Consider the following 16,503-nt stretch of genomic DNA (forward strand, 5'->3'; position numbering starts at 1 on the left):
CAAAATCACATGACTAAAACCGTATGGAACCTTTATACTTTTATGCAAGCGCGTAACAAAATATCCTACTTTTCACTCCTATATATACACATTCAATAATACAGACATTTGATTTACAGTTTTCCATTCATAATGACTACCATCCTAAAACAGTATTGAGCCAAATAAATCTATACGTTGAAATGAATATATATTTCTTAACAAAAAATAGCTACACCATAAGGTGCAGCTATTTTTACGATAAGTACTTAATCAAATTATATTCCTTTATCTAGCTCATAAAGCATACGATATCTCTCATTTTCTTTAAGTAATTGCTCATGACTTCCTTGCATTACAATTTGACCACGATCAAGGAATATAACTTCATCTACATGTTCAATTCCTACAAGATGATGCGTAATCCAAATGACTGTATTTTCTTCCGTTGCAGAAAACATTGTTTCTATTAAAGATAACTCTGTCTTTGGATCTAACCCGATAGTAGGTTCATCAAGTACAATAATCGGCGCTTCTTGCATAAGCGTTCTAGCAAAAGCAACCCTTTGTCTTTCTCCACCAGAAAATCTCTTCCCCATTTCATGCATTTTTGTTTGTAATCCATCTGGAAGAGAAGCGATATGCAAAGCTAATTGTGCTTTCTCTAAAGCGTTCCATATCTCTTCATCATTAGCCTCTGGTTTACCGATTCGCACATTGTTTCCAATTGTCGTATCGAACAAATGCGGTTTTTGATTTAATACGGAAATATATTTGGATAAAAGATTCGTATGCGCTTGTTCACCATTCAATAAAACTTGGCCATGTACCGGACTTAACGCCCCTGTTAACAATTTTAGTAAAGTAGATTTCCCTGTCCCACTTCTACCTAAAATGGCAATTTTCTTTCCTGCTTTTATTTGTAACGATATATCTTTTAATACAGTCTCGTTACTATCTGGATAACTATACGATATATGATTCAGTTCAATATCTACATGTTTTGGTGCACCGTAATCCTTATCTTCATGCAAATCCATTTCATCATGTAAAACACTATCACTTTCTACACGATTCAGACGATGAGCAGATTCTACATAAGATGGGATTCGATCGATGGCATCTGAAATCGGAATAAGCGCATTCGTTACAGATAAAGTCATTAATACGAAGGCCGCGATAACTGTAGGTGCAATCTGTTCACTTGCCGCTTCATTCCCAGTCCATATAATCATTGAAATAACTACAATACCTACTACTAAATGAATGAGACTGTCTCGAATATGATACCAGCGTTTCAATCTCTTCTCTGTTTTTAACAATCGATCATTTTGCTCTACATACTCATTAATAAATTCATCTTTTCGACCACTTGCCTGCCAATCCGATAATCCAAAGACTGCGTCTGTTAGTTGTTGATACAAACGGCTTCTTCCCTGCTTTAAAGTAACATGATGTCGCCTCATCAATAGTAATGATACGAATGGAAGAAGAAAAACGATAATAGCTAACATACAACCAGCAATCAGTGCAAATACGAAGTCAAATGTACCGATAACAAGTACGAAAATGCTATATACAACTAGTGCTAATATACTAGGGAATATTGTACGTAAATATAGGTTTTGTAAATGCTCTATATCTTCGGATAGTACGCCTAACACATCACCCGTTTGAAATCGCGAACGGAAAAATAACGCCTGTGGTTCTACTATTCTGTATAGTTTCGTTCTCATTCGTTCTAATATGCGTAGTACGACATCATGTCCCACTAAACGCTCTATATAATGGAAAACAGCTTGCCCTATACTAAACGCACGTGTTGCAACAATCGGAACATATACAGCCATTACATTTTCTGGTCTAAGAGCAGATTTAGAGATTAAATAACCTGAAATAAAAAGTAACATCGCACCTGAACTAACTCCAAGAAGCCCAAGGAAAATAGTTAAAGTCATTCTACCTTTATTTTGCTGTATATAAGGTTTAATCCAGTTACTCATTTCTCTCCCCTCTCTTCCCTATGAAAATGTAATGTCTCTTTCTTTAACAGTTCTTCATACGTTCCACTTTCTTTAATTTTCCCTTTATTTAAAATAAAAATATGATCCATTTGTTTCATCCAATGCAGACGATGTGTTGCAAGAAATACTAACTTGCCTTCAAACAGACGTAACATCGATTGCTTTATTTCAAATTCAGTTTCAATATCAAGATGCGCCGTAGGTTCATCTAATAAAATGATTGGTTTTTTACTTAAAAGTGCACGCGCCATAGCGACACGTTGTTCTTGTCCGCCACTAAGCATACGTCCACCTTCTCCAATTCTTTCATCCATCCCATTTGGAAGGGATGCAATGAGTGAGCTAAGCCCTACATCATGAATAACTTTCTTCATTTCTTCATCCGTTGTATTTGTCTCGTAGAAACAAATATTATCTTTTAATGAAAGTGGGAAGATATATGGTTGCTGTGGAATATAAGCAATATTTTTTTGCCAATCTTCACGAGTAGATCCGTCAATTCCCACACCATTTACTAACACTTTCCCACCGGACGGAGAGAGAAATCCTGCTAACACATCGATTAACGTTGATTTCCCTGCCCCACTTTCACCAATAATGCCTATAGCACCGTTACCTTGCCAAGCAAAGTCAATTCCCTCTATTATAGTCTTTTTAGATTCATCGTTATTTACTTTTACATCTTGTAATTTCAAGCTACTTGAAGAATTCCATACTATATCTACATTTGAATCTTTCTTTTCTATTTCTTTTTGTTGCTGTAGAATTCCCTCTATTTGTTCCATCGCAAGTTGGCCATCTAATGTAGCATGATAATTCGCTCCAACTTGCTTAATCGGTAGAAAATATTCCGGAGCTAAAATTAATATTGTAAGAGCAGGCAATAAAAGAATCGTTCCGTCTATTAAACGAATTCCTAAACCTACTGCCACAAACGCAATTGATAAACTTGTAAAGAAATCTAATGCAAAAGAAGAAAGAAAAGCAACTCGCAAAGTACGCATCGTTGCTTTTCTATATCTTTTACTAACCTTTTCAATCTTTCCTTCGTGCTGTTTACTTTTCCCTAAATACTTTAATGTTTCTAACCCTTTTAACGTATCTACAAAATGATTAGAAAGTACACGATATGTTTCATATTGACTATCAGCCATTTTCTGCGCTGCTAATCCTAAAAGAATCATAAATATGATTACAATAGGAATCGTTACAACTAAAATGATTCCAGACTTAATATCCAGCGTAAAAACATATAGTACAATTAATCCCGGAACGATACTACTTCTAATCATTTTAGGGATTGTCAATTCAATATATGTTTTAAATTTTTCAATCCCTTCAATCGATAAGGTAACCAGATGACCTGTTCCGACAGTTTGAACATATCTTGGTCCTAACGTGAAATATGCCTCTATTAATTGCTTTCTTAGCAACGATCCTGTTTTTTCAGCGAAACGTTCCACTAAAATTTGTGATATTCGAACCAACATGTGGCGCGCTGCAAACATGACCCCAAAATAAACAGTTTCATTCAACACAGATTGCACTGTTTCTCCATTAAATAAAAACGTAATAGCTCTCGCTAAAAACACTGTTTGCGCAATAATACTAAAAGCTTCTAAAATACTAATAATCGTTAACGCTACATATAACATACGGCTACCGGGGTAAGACGGAAGTCCTCTTTTTCTTTTCATTAGTACTCCAAATCGTTGTCTGACTTAACAGGTTGTCTAAATACATAATAACTCCATATTTGACTTCCGATAACGAAAGGCAAAATAGCAATCGCAAAGTAAGTCATAAGTTTTAATGCATAAGCTCCTGATGCTGCGTTGTAAATTGTCAAATCATTCATTGCTCCTAAAGAGCTAATCATAACACGTGGGAACATACCGATAAATACACTCGCACTTAGTAAAATGATTGTTAAACTCGTCATAAAGAAAGCCCAACCATCTCTTCTTCTTTTATTTAATAAAGTGGACGCTAATAGTGCTACAAAAGCTCCAATTGGTACCATAATCCATTCTGTACCATGGGCAGTGAAAATATCGGTTTTCCATAACCCTATACCAGCAAAAATAAGAAGTGTTATTAATGAAAATGGTGCAATTTTTATTGCAGCAATTCGTGCACGTTCTCTCAATTTACCCGTTGTACGTATTGTAAGGAATTGTAGTCCATGAACAATACATAGCAGAAGGAACATTACTCCTCCAAGTAACGCAAATGGATGAAGTAATTGCAAGAATCCACCTACAACATTTTTACTCTCATCGATAGGTACACCTACCATAAAGTTTGCAATCGCAACTCCCCAAAGGATCGGAGGTAGCATACTTCCAATAAACATACCCCAATCCCATGCACTCTTCCATTTATGATTATCTATTTTCGCCCGGAATTTAAAGGAAACACCTCTTAAAATTAAAGCAAGTAGCATAAATACAAAGGGAACATAAAAACCACTAAATAAAGTTGCATACCAGTGCGGAAATGCCGCAAACATAGCGCCACCAGCACAAACAAGCCATACTTCATTCGCGTGCCAGAACGGTCCTATTGTATTCAAGTAAACTCGTTTTTCAAAATCATTCTTTCCTAAAAACCTTGAAACCATTCCTACACCAAAATCGAAACCTTCCAGTACGAAGAATCCAACAAATAAGATTGCAATAACTAAAAACCACAACTCATTAAGAGATAACATACTCTTCCTCCTTATCAAATGGATCATGGCTTTGATAATCCTTTTTCGTTTTCTTATTCGTATGTCCCTTAATAGTACGAACAAATAAGTACACACAAATTCCACCCATAATTAAATACATTGATGTGAATGAAATAAGTGAGAATAATACTTCACCGAATGTTACATTTGGTGATACAGCATCTTCTGTTTTCATTACACCAAATACTACCCAAGGCTGACGACCCATTTCAGTCATAATCCACCCTACTGTATTACCGATGAACGGAAGAGAAATTGCATACACCATTACTTTTAAATACCACGTTTTTTCAGCTAAACGATCTTTTCTTGATAAGAACCATCCGTAAGCTCCTAGAAGTAACATGAATGTTCCACTCATTACCATTGCTCTAAAACTCCAAAACATCGTATGCACTGGAGGAATATAATCTCCAGGTCCATATTTTTCTTCATATTGTTTTTGAATTTGATTCATCCCTTCAACTTGACCGCTAAACTTATCATACGACAATAGACTTAGCATATAAGGGATTTGAATTTCAAATGAATTTTCTTTCTTCTCTGTATCAATTTTCGCAAATGCTGTAAATGGCGCTGGATCCTCACTCGTATTCCATAGCGCTTCAGCTGCAGCCATTTTCATTGGATGTGTCTTAATTAATTGTTGTGCTTGTGCATGACCGAAGAACAGTACAAGCGCTGTTGTAATCGTTCCAACAATGATAGAAATTCGGAAAGATTTTTTAAATACTACAGTTTCTTGTCCTTTTGTAATTTTCCATGCACTTACACCCGCAATAAAGAATGCACCTGTTGCAATTGCCGCTGTAATTGTATGCGGGAACTGTACCCATAATTGTGGATTTTGAATAATCGCTAAAAAGTCATTCATTTGCGCACGACCATCTGCTGCCATTTCATACCCTACAGGTGACTGCATAAATGCACTTGCAGTTAAAATCCAAAACGCTGATAACATTGTTCCAATTGAAAGGAGCCAAATACATAATAAGTGAATTCGCTTCGGTAATTTATCTTCACCGAATACCCATAAACCTAAAAATGTAGACTCAATGAAAAATGCTAGTAATCCTTCAATTGCAAGTGATGGACCAAATACATCACCTACGAAACGTGAATATGTGGACCAGTTCATACCAAACTGAAATTCTTGTAAAATACCTGTTACTACACCTACTGCAAAGTTAATAAGGAATAATTGCGTCCAAAACTTCGCCATCTTCTTATATACTTCTTGTCCTTTTACCACATACAACGTTTGCATTATTGCAATAATAAAAGCTAAACCAATTGACAGCGGAACAAAAAAGTAATGGAAAATCGTTGTTGATGCGAACTGTATTCGTGCCAATTCGAGCGTTTCCATACTAAAATCACTTCCTTCATAGTTTTTATAATTAAAATTAATTGAGCAATCTTAAAAAACTCAATTATTAAGAAATGCGAAAAGACAAAAACATCTTGTATGTATTGTCGAAAAATGCAAAATTTCAGTTTTTCAAACTATCGCAATGCTATTTTTATCTTTTCACTATTTCTGTAGTGTTTTGATTCGTTAATCGAATTGTATAATATACCTGCATAGTAAATTCAGGTTATTTTTGACGTATTATTGACATCATTTTGTCTGAAATATGTCTTTTGTCATTTTTTTGAATCAGATTTTTCTCATTAGCAGAATGTGTTTTTTCAATATACGGCTTACTTTTATATCTATAAAACAATCGTTTTTTCTTCATACACTTGACTTTTACCCGGAAGAATGTCCTCGAAATCACCCTGGATAAATGCTTATTTTTTGTCAAGAGAAAAATGTATTTTCAAAATTCAAACTCGAAATAATGTTATTCAAAAATAGAAAAATCGCTTCCCTCTCCCTCGACTAAAAGTTCATTTTTTTGTCATTTTTCCAGAACAAATAAAAAACTGAGAGTCAATTAGACTCTCAGTTTTTTTATTTATTTTGCTGTATGTTTTCTAACGGCTGGTAAAATTTCAGTAGCAATTAATTCAATATTTTTCTCAATTTTATCAAATGGTACACCGCCAAAATCAATTTGTGCCATAAAGCGTTGTTGGCCAAACAATTCATATTGGTAAAGCATTTTCTCAATGATTTGTTGTGGGCTACCAACCATTAAAGCATCACGGTAATCTATTGCATTTGTAAATTGCTGTTTCGGATACCCACCACCGCGCAGTGTAAGCATACCAGCATTAATATGAGGGTAATATTCACTAAGTGCATCTTGTGAATTTTTTGCCGTATAAAATAAACTCGTTGTCGCAACTGGTAAACTAGCTGGATCAAATCCACTTTGCTGAGCAGCCTCGCGGTAAGCATCTACTGACACTTTAAAGTTAATTGCTGGACCACCAAGTGTTGTTATCATCATTGGCACACCTGCACGTCCTGCTTTAATTGCACTAGCTGGCGGTCCACCAACCGCACGCCAAATTGGCAGGTTATTGTTTTTAGCTCTAGGAATAACTGAAGCATGCTCAAGTGGTGCTCTGAACTGCCCATTCCATGTGACATGTTCCTCTTTATTAATTTTTAATAAAAGATCCATCTTCTCTTCAAATAACTCTTCATAATCATTTACATCGTAACCAAGTAAACTATATCCTCCAATACGAGATCCACGACCAGCTACGATTTCAGCACGACCATTAGAAATCAAGTCAATGGTAGCGAAATCCTCATATACTCGAACTGGGTCAGATGTACTTAATATCGTTGCGGAACTTGCAATTTTTATATTTTTCGTAGCTTGCGCGGCCGCACCTAAAATAACTGTATGAGCTTGCGTTGTAAAATGTGTTTGATGACTTTCGCCGACAGCAAACACATCAAGCCCTGCCTCATCTGCTAACTTAGCTGTTTCAATTAGTTCGTGAATTCTTTTCTCTGGCGTAATTTTCTCCCCATTATGTGGATTTAAAACATGATCACCGATTGAATATAATCCAAACTCAATTCCTTTTCTTGTATCTATACGGTATTTTTCCATAGTTACTCTCCCCTTTAATAAAGTAGTATTAGTTTTTTTCTAAAAACGTTGGTAAGTCAAGTGTATCTCCGTATTACCTACGCCCTCACTTGATTAGTCAATTGATAGTATAAAAAAATTACTCTTGCGGTAATTCTTTTTTTTCACTATGCTTATGAACTTTCGTCATCAGCTCGTATAATATTTTCTGCTCTTCTTCATTTAATACATCATCAAAAAACGAAGATTGAAATGCAAGTTGCTCTGGCAATGCTCTCTCTAAAGCTGCTTCTCCTTGCTCTGTAAGACTAATTGTTTTTGTTTTCCAATCTTGTTTTCGCACAATATATCCTTCTTTTTCAAGACGAGTTAACATTCGAGAAATACCGCCTTGCGTAACAGTAACCTTTTCAGCTAACTCCATTTGTGTCAACGGCTGATATGTCCGTATTTGCAAAAGGACATCAAATTGGGCTGTCGTTAAATCAAACCGTTTTAAAAATTCATTTGACATTTGATTACTTTGATTCGTAAATCGTATTAAACGTAACCATATTAACGATCCTATCGTATTATCACGCATGTTTTATCACTTCCTAGCGTTTATCTTATTATCACTTTACTACGCAAGTGATGTTAATGCAAGTGATAATTACATTTTTTTATATAACTCAACTTACTTGAACTTAACCAAAGGTATTACTCGTGTAGTATTAGGTCTACTTACCATTCTCTACATCTCCATAAAAAAAGGATTAAGCTCCAACGCCTAATCCTTATCATGCATTTATTTTTGTTTTCCAAAACGGTATGTTTGAAATTCACACCATCTAACCTATTATTTTCTTTTATCGTACCGTAAATTCATTCAAGATTACCGTCTTCATGTAAAACTTGTATAGGTTTGCATAAGAGACCCTTGTTTACACCCATCGGGCTTTTACGGGATAAATTACTTAAGTTCCACTTTTACTTCCTCCTTAGACATAACATCAGGTCTATAAATTAATTGAAGATTTGAATCTTTTGACTATACTAATCTTCTATATGTGCCAAAAGATGAATATGGTCATCCATTTACGTATGTTGGATTTGTTACAGGATATTATTTTCAAGCTTATGGTGCAGATCGTATATACTTATTCTTCAATAAAGAATTAAGAAAAGCAGTAATTTGTTTTGAGTATACATAAGATAACCAAGAAAAATCCATTTTGAACCTTTTTACTTGAATCAAAATGGATTTTTTATAAATAATTAATCTATATTTCAATTCCACATCTACTGTGAAATGTGTAGAACTTCATATATTGTAATATCCTTCATTGCTTCAATTTCAGGCTTTTCTTCATAAAAATCAAAATGACTATATCCCCACTTATCTGGGTTATAGACTATTACATTCCCTATACAATTTTCTGTATTCTGGACATTCTGATTCGAAATATTAAATTGAGCCCCAATCAATGAATCCATTTGAGAAATACTCCCTACATATTCAACAACATATCTACTTTTTCTAAAGTCATTACTTACATTAACAACGAATGGAACACCTATATTTATTTGTTGCCACCCGAACGATTGTAAAATATTATCGTAATACCCTTCAAAGATAAATTTGTTCATCCCTTCATGACCATTCCAAATATATAAAGGTGCATAGCAATTATAGAAATTCCCGTCCTTACCTGCCTCAGTAATTAAATAGGCCTTAAAATTCAACTCCTGAAAACCATCTGTTTTATGACCATTCTTTTTTACCCTTTCTCTAATAATCCTTATATCATAATCCTTTGGAAAAATAACCTTATATTGCATTCCAATCATGTTTATCACTCACTTTCAATCTTATATACATAATGATAAACCGATGGCTAACTAACGTAAAATAGGTATAAATTATGTTTGGTATCATTTATAATGATACCGTATAAGGGGCTGAAATGAATGGAAATAAATGATCTTATCATATTTAAAACTGTAGCGAATGAAGGCTCTATTAGTAAAGCTGCTAAAGAGCTAGGTTATGTGCAACCGAATATAACGGAGCGAATAAAAAAATTAGAACAAGAGTTAGAAACACCATTACTACATAGAGATAACAAAGGTGTTTCATTGTTACCTTCTGGTGACATTTTATTAGACTACACGAATAGAATATTAACTCTGTTAGAAGAAGCAAAAAATGAAATTAAAACGAGTGGTTCTTCTTATGTAATTGCGACATCACAATCTATTTTGACAAATTATTTAAGTATGCGCATTAAAGAAAATTTTAGGAGTTACCAACTATACATTGAAAGTAGTAGCCACTTACAAACACTGTTACAGCAACAAAAAGTTGATATGGTCATAACTTATGAGGATTATCCTGACGCAGCGTTTAAAAAAGTATTCACCACTTCAATTTCTGTAGGTTTATTAAAAGCGAAAGAAAAGTGTACCATTGACTATTCAAAAGAACTTTTCTTCGTTAGTAATGACAAGAAGTGCCCTTTTAGAAATAAGACAATACAATTTTTAAAAGAAAACAATCTATCTCAGCGCCAACTTCAACAGTTAGATTCTTATTCGCTTATGGAAGAATTTATCGTTGAGGGAAATGGGATAGCTTTTTTACCGATTAAAAATGATAAGTTAGTAACAATTGAAAATGTTCCAATAGAGAAATTAGCTGTTCATTTTTTTACGAATCGAAACTTTATTAAGCATACCCCTGATGAACTATTTGAGTAATAGAATGACTTTGTTTACAAACTTTTTTCAAAATAAAAACCCCTCTTGAACGTATATAAAAGAGGGGTTTTTTTTATATACAATTGATTTTTCACACGTTCTGCTCCACACCTGCGCTTTTCTCCTTCTTACTCCTTTTAACACTCTTCAACTGCTTAACCGTTCCAACTAATCCTTTCGGAAAAACTAGTAACACGATTATATACAATAACCCTAGAATAATCGTCCATCTTTCAAAAATCGGATACTCCGTCGCTAATTCTGATAAATAATATTTTAGTGATTCAATGATACCAGCTCCTGCAATGGCTCCGATTAACGTTCCAACCCCTCCAATCATTGTCATTAATAATGCATTTAACGTCATTTCAATTGAAAATACAGTGGTATTTACAAAGCGTAATGTGATGACGAATAGACCACCGCTAATCGCTGCAACTATTCCTGCCACTACACTTGCGATAATTTTATAATGAAGAACTTTATAACCAAGTGCTTCAACTCTTTGTTCATTTTGTGAAATTGCCTTTAATACTTTCCCAATTGAAGATTTTGTGAAAAGACGTAGCAAAATGAAAATATTGATTAAACATATAAACGTTACATAATAAAATGTAAAACGATCACGGAACATTTCTGGTACTCCAAATGTAAATCCATCTCCTCCGTGAGTTAGCCCACGCCATTTTTCAGCAAGTACGAAAAACAACTGTGAAATAGCGAGCGTTAACATTGCATAAAAATGACTTTTCAACCGTAAAGAAAGCAAGCCGATTATATAACTAACGATTGCTGAAACGATAATTGCCGCTATTATACCTATGAAAAAGTTTGTTATTGATACACCTTGCCGATCGAATAAAAGTGCTACCCCATATGCTCCTATTCCAAAGAACATACAGTGGCCGAACGATACAATTCCTGTATAACCAAGCAATATATCAAAACTCATTGCAAAAATAGCAAAGATGAAGATTTGAGTGAACAAAATTAACAAGCTCCGTGAATCATTTACGAACGGAAATACACTTAAACAAATGAGCATAAATACTCCGAAGTATACTTTAATTCGATTCGATGTGTTGTTCACCATTTCACCCCTTTTCACCAACAAGTCCAGTTGGCTTCACTATTAAGAAAAACAGTAACATTAACATATTGATTGCAAGTGATAAATCTGGCATGAAATATGCTGTAAAAGCTCCGGCTAATCCGACAATTAAAGAAGCGATAGCTGAACCTTGGACGCTACCTAACCCTCCAATTATTACTACAATGAAAGCTAAAATTGCATATTGCATACCCATTTCGGCGAAAACAACGCCTGAATATGGTGCAAATAAGAATCCACCTAACGCTGCCATTCCTGCTCCTAATAGAAAGACGAACGAAAATATAGCTTTCACGTTAATGCCGAGTGCTTGAACCATCTCCTTATCCATTACACCAGCGCGGATCATAAGACCTATCTTTGTTTTTTTGAGTAGTAATAGTAGAGCAATGTAAATTAGTATCCCAACTAAAATAACGAACAACCGGTATTTTATTAATATAACCCCTCCAAATGTATAGCTACCTTGTAACCATATCGGTAACTTTGCACTAATTGGATTCGGTCCCCAAAATATTTTTATACACTCACTAAGAACGAGCATTCCTCCGAGTGTAACGAGTAGCTGGCGAACATGGTTTCCATACACTGGCCTAATAAGAAATCGTTCTAAAATAAAACCAAGCAACATTCCCATAGCAACCGCTCCAACTAACGCTAACACATAACTACCTGTCATATTAAATAACCAAACGCCTGTAAAAGCTCCCCATGCAAATAAACCACCATGTGCAAAGTTTAAAACGCTCATTAGGCCGAAAATAAGTGAAAGACCTGATGCTAATAAAAAAATAAGCATCCCTGTTGAAACGCCGTTTACAAATAAGTTTATTAACACATCCACGTTCTATCCCCCCGTATCAATGTTAAGAAATACCTAAATATTTATGACATGTTTCTTTATCCTCTCGCAGTTCATTCATAAAACCTTTATGCACAATACGCCCATTATCCATAATGTAAAAATAATCACCGATTTGACTAGCCATCATAAAATTTTGTTCAACAAGTAAAACAGTCGTTTTCTCCTTCATTTTCAAAATTGCTACCATTAATTTTTCTATCATAATTGGTGATAGCCCCTTACTTGGCTCGTCAATAAGCAATAGTCCATCACTATTAATAAACGCTCTTGAAATAGCCAACATTTGTTTTTGTCCCCCGCTTAAAAGCCCACTTTTCTTATTCCAAAACTGCTTTAAATCAGGAAATAGCTCGAGCATCCAATCTATTTTCTCGTCAACTTCTTCTCCTTTTCCACTCGCAAGTGCGAACGTCTCTTCTACTGTTAAATCATGAAAAATCCCTTGATTTTCTGGTACATAGCCTATTCCTTTTCTTGAAATTAAATGTGTAGATAATCCATTGACTTGCGTACTATCATAATAAATCTCACCATTTGCTATCCGATGAAATCCCATAACCGATCGCAACGTTGTTGTTTTTCCCGCCCCGTTTCTTCCAAACAGTACAGTAATCGTCCCTTTCTCAACAGTGAGTGATACCCCTTGTAAAATATGAAACTGATCTAAATACGTCTCTATATTATTCACTTGTAATAGAGCCACTATATAATCCCCCTAAATAAGCACTTTGTACACGCTCATCTTTCATCATTTCTTCTGGTAACCCTTCCGCTAATAACTCGCCATGAAATAAAACGATAAGATGGTCCGACAAACCTAGTACCATATCCATTTTGTGTTCGATGAGTACGATTGTGCTCTCTGGATGTTTTTTAATATTTTCAATCACTTGTAAAATAGCCGGAACTTCCTCAACTGAAATACCCGCAGTTGGCTCATCAAGCAGTAATACATCTGTCTTTAATGCTAATAACATAGCAAGCTCTAACTTTCTTTTTTCCCCGTGAGCTAAATCTTTTGCTAATACCCCCTCTTTCTCATGAAGTAGCACTGTTTTTAAAAGACGTCTCGCCTCTCCAGTTTGCTGCTTTAACTTAGCTACATTCGGGAAAAAACTGTAATAATCTTGAACGAATGATTGAACACTTAAACGTACATTTTCAAGTACCGTTAACTCTGGGAATATATTTGTAAGCTGAAAAGAGCGCCCGATTCCTAATCTTGTTCGGTCTGAAATCGATAATTTTGTAATCTCTTTTCCTTTAAAATACACTTCACCTTTCGTCGGAGAAATTTGTCCACTTAGTAAGTTAAATAACGTTGTCTTGCCGGCACCATTCGGTCCAATAATTGAAATGAGCTTTCCCTTTTGTACCGTTAAATTAACATCTTTAATAACATGATGGTCACCAAAAGATACACAAAGATTTTTCGTCTCTAACAAATGTGTCACGAAATCCCTCCCTTTAAAGCTTTCAGTATGAAAGAAATACGTATAAAGAGGGTATCCCCTCTTTATACAAAAACAACAGAAAATTCAGTCTATTTATTTTGAACTGGTGGTTCTGTCTCTTTCATCGTTAATTCTCGCTCTAACACTGGTACCGGATAATCAACACCATCTTGCTTTTTCAACGTGATAGAATATAGCGTCTGCATCGCTTGGTGGTCTTTCTCTCTAAATTTCATCTTTCCTTTCGGTGTATCAAATTCCATTCCTTCCATTTTCTTAATCAATGTATTTACATCTGTATCACCATTTGTTTTCTTTAATGCTTCCACAATGGAAATTGCCGCTGACATTCCTCCTGCTGTAAATAAATCTGGTACTGCACCATTAAATCTTTTTTTATGTTCTTCAACTAACCAGTCATTCACCTTATTTTTTGGAAGTGCATGATAATAAACAGAAAAACCTTGCATTCCTACTAATGCATCCATCGTTTTTAATGCTGGTATATCCGGTGCACCAGTAGAGACTTTAATACCTTGCGCTTCCACATTCATATCTTTCAACTGTTTCCAAGGTGAATTTGCCCCTGCCCAAACGATAAATAAGTAATCTGGTTTTGAGCTAATGATATTTTGAATATTTGCCGTAAAATCTGTTGAATTCGTGTCAGCGTATTGCTCGTTTACAATGTTTGCTCCTAATTTTTTCGCACCCGCTTTAAATGCCGCAATCCCTTCACGACCAAAAGCGTTATCTGGAGCAAACGTCGCAATCTTTACATCTTTTTTCGCAATTGCTGCTGCTCCTGCAATCGCATCTTGTGAGGAACTTCTTCCAGTTCTAAAAATATATTTATTCCAGTTCTTCCCGGTAATACTATCAGCAACTGCCGGTTCTACAACCATAATTTTTTCATATTCTTCAGCAAGTGGTAAAACCGCTAACGTATCACTTGAACTAGACGATCCGACTAAGAAATCAACTTTCTCTTCTTCTAATAATTTCGTAGCTTTCTTTACCGCTACATCGGCTTTCGTTTCCGTATCTTCTACTACAAACTTAATTTTTTTCCCTTCCACTTTTCCTGTTCCACCAGTTGCATAGTCTAACCCTAATTCAAATCCGTTCACTGTTTGCTTTCCATACGATTCTAATGGACCTGTTAATGATGCAAGAACCCCTACCTTAATCGTTTTTTCATCCTCTGTACTTGTTTTCTTTCCTGAACAAGCTGCCGTTATTAATAACGAACCTAAAACACAACCAGTAAACATCGTTTTTAGCCACTTACGTTTTTTCATCGACATTGTGATCCTCCCCATACTTTACTTTCTGATAGAATCAAACACGCCAAATTCCCCTGCCCGTAATCATGACTTTTAAACTATAAGATAGATAATGGAAAACTCTTGTAGTATCCTCTACATTCGGCACAAATCTATAATCACCTTCCTATTAAATGGAAATGGACATACAATCAATATATATTCCGTTATCCAATTGAAAATACTGTTTCATTACAGTATTCATCACGAAAAAAGCTGCAATAATTAACTTAAGTTAATTATTGCAGCCTACATAAAAAGCACTTAATTATTTTCTACCTTTTCTAACCCTTCAACCAATTGTTTCTTATCTAGCCCTTCCCCGATTACTACCAAGTTTGTCGGGAAACCAAAATCTTGCTCTAGTAAAGTTGGTACGCCAAACGAATATTGGAATAGATGAGGGTATTTATCTCCATGGAATTTCACAAAACCTTTCACTCGATAAATACTATCTGGTAAATTCGAAAGCCATTCATATAATTTGTCTTGATCAATCGATTTCGTAAATTGATACGTCATCGTTTGTATATGTAAATGCTGTTTAACATGAAGTGTCTCGTGTTCCCCAGCACTCACAAATTCAGCTTCTTCTATATCATCTAAAGATATATTACAATATTTTGTTTCAAACAATTTCGCATGATTATTTATTGCTTTCACTTCTTCAAGTACTTTGTTCTTATCTTCTTCTGTTAGTAAATCTGATTTATTAATAAGAAGGTGACTACTAAATTTCATTTGCTCATGCAGTAACTGTTGCACATTTGCACTTAATATACTTCGATTTAACCATCTTACTGCATCTAAAACGACTACAATTGATTTCACTTCTAAGAAAGGTGCTAAAATTGGTGATACACATGCATCTAACACTTCAATTGGATGTGCGACGCCTGTTGTTTCTATGTAAATTACATCTGGTCTTTCTTGCTGATATAATGAATGCAATTGTATTTCAAGTTCTTCCTTTAACGTACAACAAATACATCCTTTTAGTAATTCTCTTAACACATTCTCTTTACCAATAATATCTGTATCTACTGAGTATTCACCAATTTCATTCATTAAAACAGCAACTTTTCTATTCTTCTTCTTCTCCGCTACTAATAAATTTTGTAATAATGTTGATTTTCCACTACCTAAAAAACCACCTAATATATGAATTTCCACTTTATTCATTTGATCAACCATCCATTTCTTTATTTCAAACGTATTCAAAGCGTAATAATTACGATTTATATTTATCATTTTATTAAAAGAATAACAATTTGTA

The 16,503-nt window shown here is 34.7% G+C and carries 14 protein-coding genes and 2 pseudogenes; 2 read left to right on the plus strand and 14 right to left on the minus strand.

Annotated features, from left to right (window positions below; genetic code table 11):
* Positions 1–257: 257 nt before the first annotated feature.
* The 7 genes and pseudogenes from cydC to G9F74_RS30390 form a co-directional block, all read right to left on the minus strand.
* On the minus strand, positions 258–1,982 hold the full coding sequence (cydC, locus tag G9F74_RS06675) for a thiol reductant ABC exporter subunit CydC (RefSeq protein WP_000073464.1): 1,725 nt from the start codon (positions 1,980–1,982) through the stop codon (positions 258–260).
* A complete protein-coding gene (gene cydD / locus G9F74_RS06680) occupies positions 1,979–3,700 on the minus strand; it encodes a thiol reductant ABC exporter subunit CydD (RefSeq protein ID WP_016108205.1) in 1,722 nt (573 codons plus the stop codon). The genes cydC and cydD overlap by 4 nt, the downstream gene beginning before the upstream one ends.
* Entirely contained in the window at positions 3,700–4,716 is a 1,017-nt protein-coding gene (gene cydB, locus G9F74_RS06685) for a cytochrome d ubiquinol oxidase subunit II (protein ID WP_000950090.1), read from the minus strand. The genes cydD and cydB overlap by 1 nt, the downstream gene beginning before the upstream one ends.
* Positions 4,703–6,106, minus strand: coding sequence for a cytochrome ubiquinol oxidase subunit I (gene cydA / locus G9F74_RS06690; RefSeq protein WP_016108204.1), 1,404 nt, complete (start codon positions 6,104–6,106; stop codon positions 4,703–4,705). Before cydA ends, cydB begins: the two co-directional genes overlap by 14 nt.
* Before the next feature lie 592 nt (positions 6,107–6,698).
* A complete protein-coding gene (locus tag G9F74_RS06695; protein WP_000417545.1) occupies positions 6,699–7,754 on the minus strand; it encodes an LLM class flavin-dependent oxidoreductase in 1,056 nt (351 codons plus the stop codon).
* A gap of 118 nt (positions 7,755–7,872) precedes the next feature.
* Positions 7,873–8,316, minus strand: a complete 444-nt coding sequence (locus G9F74_RS06700) for a MarR family winged helix-turn-helix transcriptional regulator (protein WP_001205523.1) — start codon at positions 8,314–8,316, stop codon at positions 7,873–7,875.
* Positions 8,317–8,685: 369 nt separating this feature from the next.
* Positions 8,686–8,757 (minus strand): annotated as a pseudogene (locus G9F74_RS30390) (DUF4352 domain-containing protein); the annotation flags it as partial.
* Between G9F74_RS30390 and G9F74_RS06710 the strand changes: the two are divergent.
* Positions 8,753–8,926: pseudogene (locus G9F74_RS06710) on the plus strand (siderophore biosynthesis protein); the annotation flags it as partial. The pseudogenes G9F74_RS30390 and G9F74_RS06710 overlap by 5 nt on opposite strands.
* An 88-nt stretch (positions 8,927–9,014) precedes the next feature.
* Here G9F74_RS06710 and G9F74_RS06715 read toward each other — a convergent pair.
* Entirely contained in the window at positions 9,015–9,563 is a 549-nt protein-coding gene (locus G9F74_RS06715; RefSeq protein ID WP_016108203.1) for a DUF4865 family protein, read from the minus strand.
* Between the two features lie 120 nt (positions 9,564–9,683).
* Here G9F74_RS06715 and G9F74_RS06720 point away from each other — a divergent pair, with 120 nt between their 5' ends.
* Positions 9,684–10,472, plus strand: a complete 789-nt coding sequence (locus tag G9F74_RS06720; RefSeq protein ID WP_000404971.1) for a LysR family transcriptional regulator — start codon at positions 9,684–9,686, stop codon at positions 10,470–10,472.
* Between the two features lie 91 nt (positions 10,473–10,563).
* On the opposite strand, the gene G9F74_RS06725 is transcribed toward G9F74_RS06720, so the two are convergent.
* The 6 genes from G9F74_RS06725 to G9F74_RS06750 all read right to left on the minus strand — a co-directional run bounded on the left by G9F74_RS06725 (position 10,564) and on the right by G9F74_RS06750 (position 16,409).
* Positions 10,564–11,517 (minus strand): branched-chain amino acid ABC transporter permease, encoded by a 954-nt coding sequence (locus G9F74_RS06725; RefSeq protein WP_016108202.1) that lies wholly within the window; start codon positions 11,515–11,517, stop codon positions 10,564–10,566.
* 49 nt (positions 11,518–11,566) lie between these two features.
* Positions 11,567–12,427, minus strand: coding sequence for a branched-chain amino acid ABC transporter permease (locus G9F74_RS06730; RefSeq protein WP_000382809.1), 861 nt, complete (start codon positions 12,425–12,427; stop codon positions 11,567–11,569).
* 22 nt (positions 12,428–12,449) lie between these two features.
* Positions 12,450–13,151, minus strand: coding sequence for a branched-chain amino acid ABC transporter ATP-binding protein (locus tag G9F74_RS06735; RefSeq protein ID WP_001196710.1), 702 nt, complete (start codon positions 13,149–13,151; stop codon positions 12,450–12,452).
* Entirely contained in the window at positions 13,129–13,902 is a 774-nt protein-coding gene (locus tag G9F74_RS06740) for an ABC transporter ATP-binding protein (protein WP_000149304.1), read from the minus strand. Before G9F74_RS06740 ends, G9F74_RS06735 begins: the two co-directional genes overlap by 23 nt.
* A gap of 89 nt (positions 13,903–13,991) precedes the next feature.
* Positions 13,992–15,209, minus strand: a complete 1,218-nt coding sequence (locus G9F74_RS06745; RefSeq protein ID WP_000062008.1) for a substrate-binding domain-containing protein — start codon at positions 15,207–15,209, stop codon at positions 13,992–13,994.
* Between the two features lie 282 nt (positions 15,210–15,491).
* Positions 15,492–16,409 (minus strand): CobW family GTP-binding protein, encoded by a 918-nt coding sequence (locus G9F74_RS06750; protein ID WP_001044962.1) that lies wholly within the window; start codon positions 16,407–16,409, stop codon positions 15,492–15,494.
* Positions 16,410–16,503: the final 94 nt, after the last annotated feature.

It is taken from the genome of Bacillus sp. EKM202B, from assembly GCF_011066025.1.
Lineage (GTDB): Bacteria > Bacillota > Bacilli > Bacillales > Bacillaceae_G > Bacillus_A > Bacillus_A toyonensis.

Coding starts and splice junctions, on each gene's coding strand:
- cydD (WP_016108205.1), bottom strand. CDS start 3,700: ATGAAAAGAAAAAGAGGACTTCCGTCTTACCCCGGTAGCCGTATGTTA.
- cydB (WP_000950090.1), bottom strand. CDS start 4,716: ATGTTATCTCTTAATGAGTTGTGGTTTTTAGTTATTGCAATCTTATTT.
- cydC (WP_000073464.1), bottom strand. CDS start 1,982: ATGAGTAACTGGATTAAACCTTATATACAGCAAAATAAAGGTAGAATG.
- G9F74_RS06715 (WP_016108203.1), bottom strand. CDS start 9,563: ATGATTGGAATGCAATATAAGGTTATTTTTCCAAAGGATTATGATATA.
- G9F74_RS06720 (WP_000404971.1), top strand. CDS start 9,684: ATGGAAATAAATGATCTTATCATATTTAAAACTGTAGCGAATGAAGGC.
- cydA (WP_016108204.1), bottom strand. CDS start 6,106: ATGGAAACGCTCGAATTGGCACGAATACAGTTCGCATCAACAACGATT.
- G9F74_RS06700 (WP_001205523.1), bottom strand. CDS start 8,316: ATGCGTGATAATACGATAGGATCGTTAATATGGTTACGTTTAATACGA.
- G9F74_RS06750 (WP_001044962.1), bottom strand. CDS start 16,409: ATGAATAAAGTGGAAATTCATATATTAGGTGGTTTTTTAGGTAGTGGA.
- G9F74_RS06745 (WP_000062008.1), bottom strand. CDS start 15,209: ATGTCGATGAAAAAACGTAAGTGGCTAAAAACGATGTTTACTGGTTGT.
- G9F74_RS06725 (WP_016108202.1), bottom strand. CDS start 11,517: ATGCTCATTTGTTTAAGTGTATTTCCGTTCGTAAATGATTCACGGAGC.
- G9F74_RS06695 (WP_000417545.1), bottom strand. CDS start 7,754: ATGGAAAAATACCGTATAGATACAAGAAAAGGAATTGAGTTTGGATTA.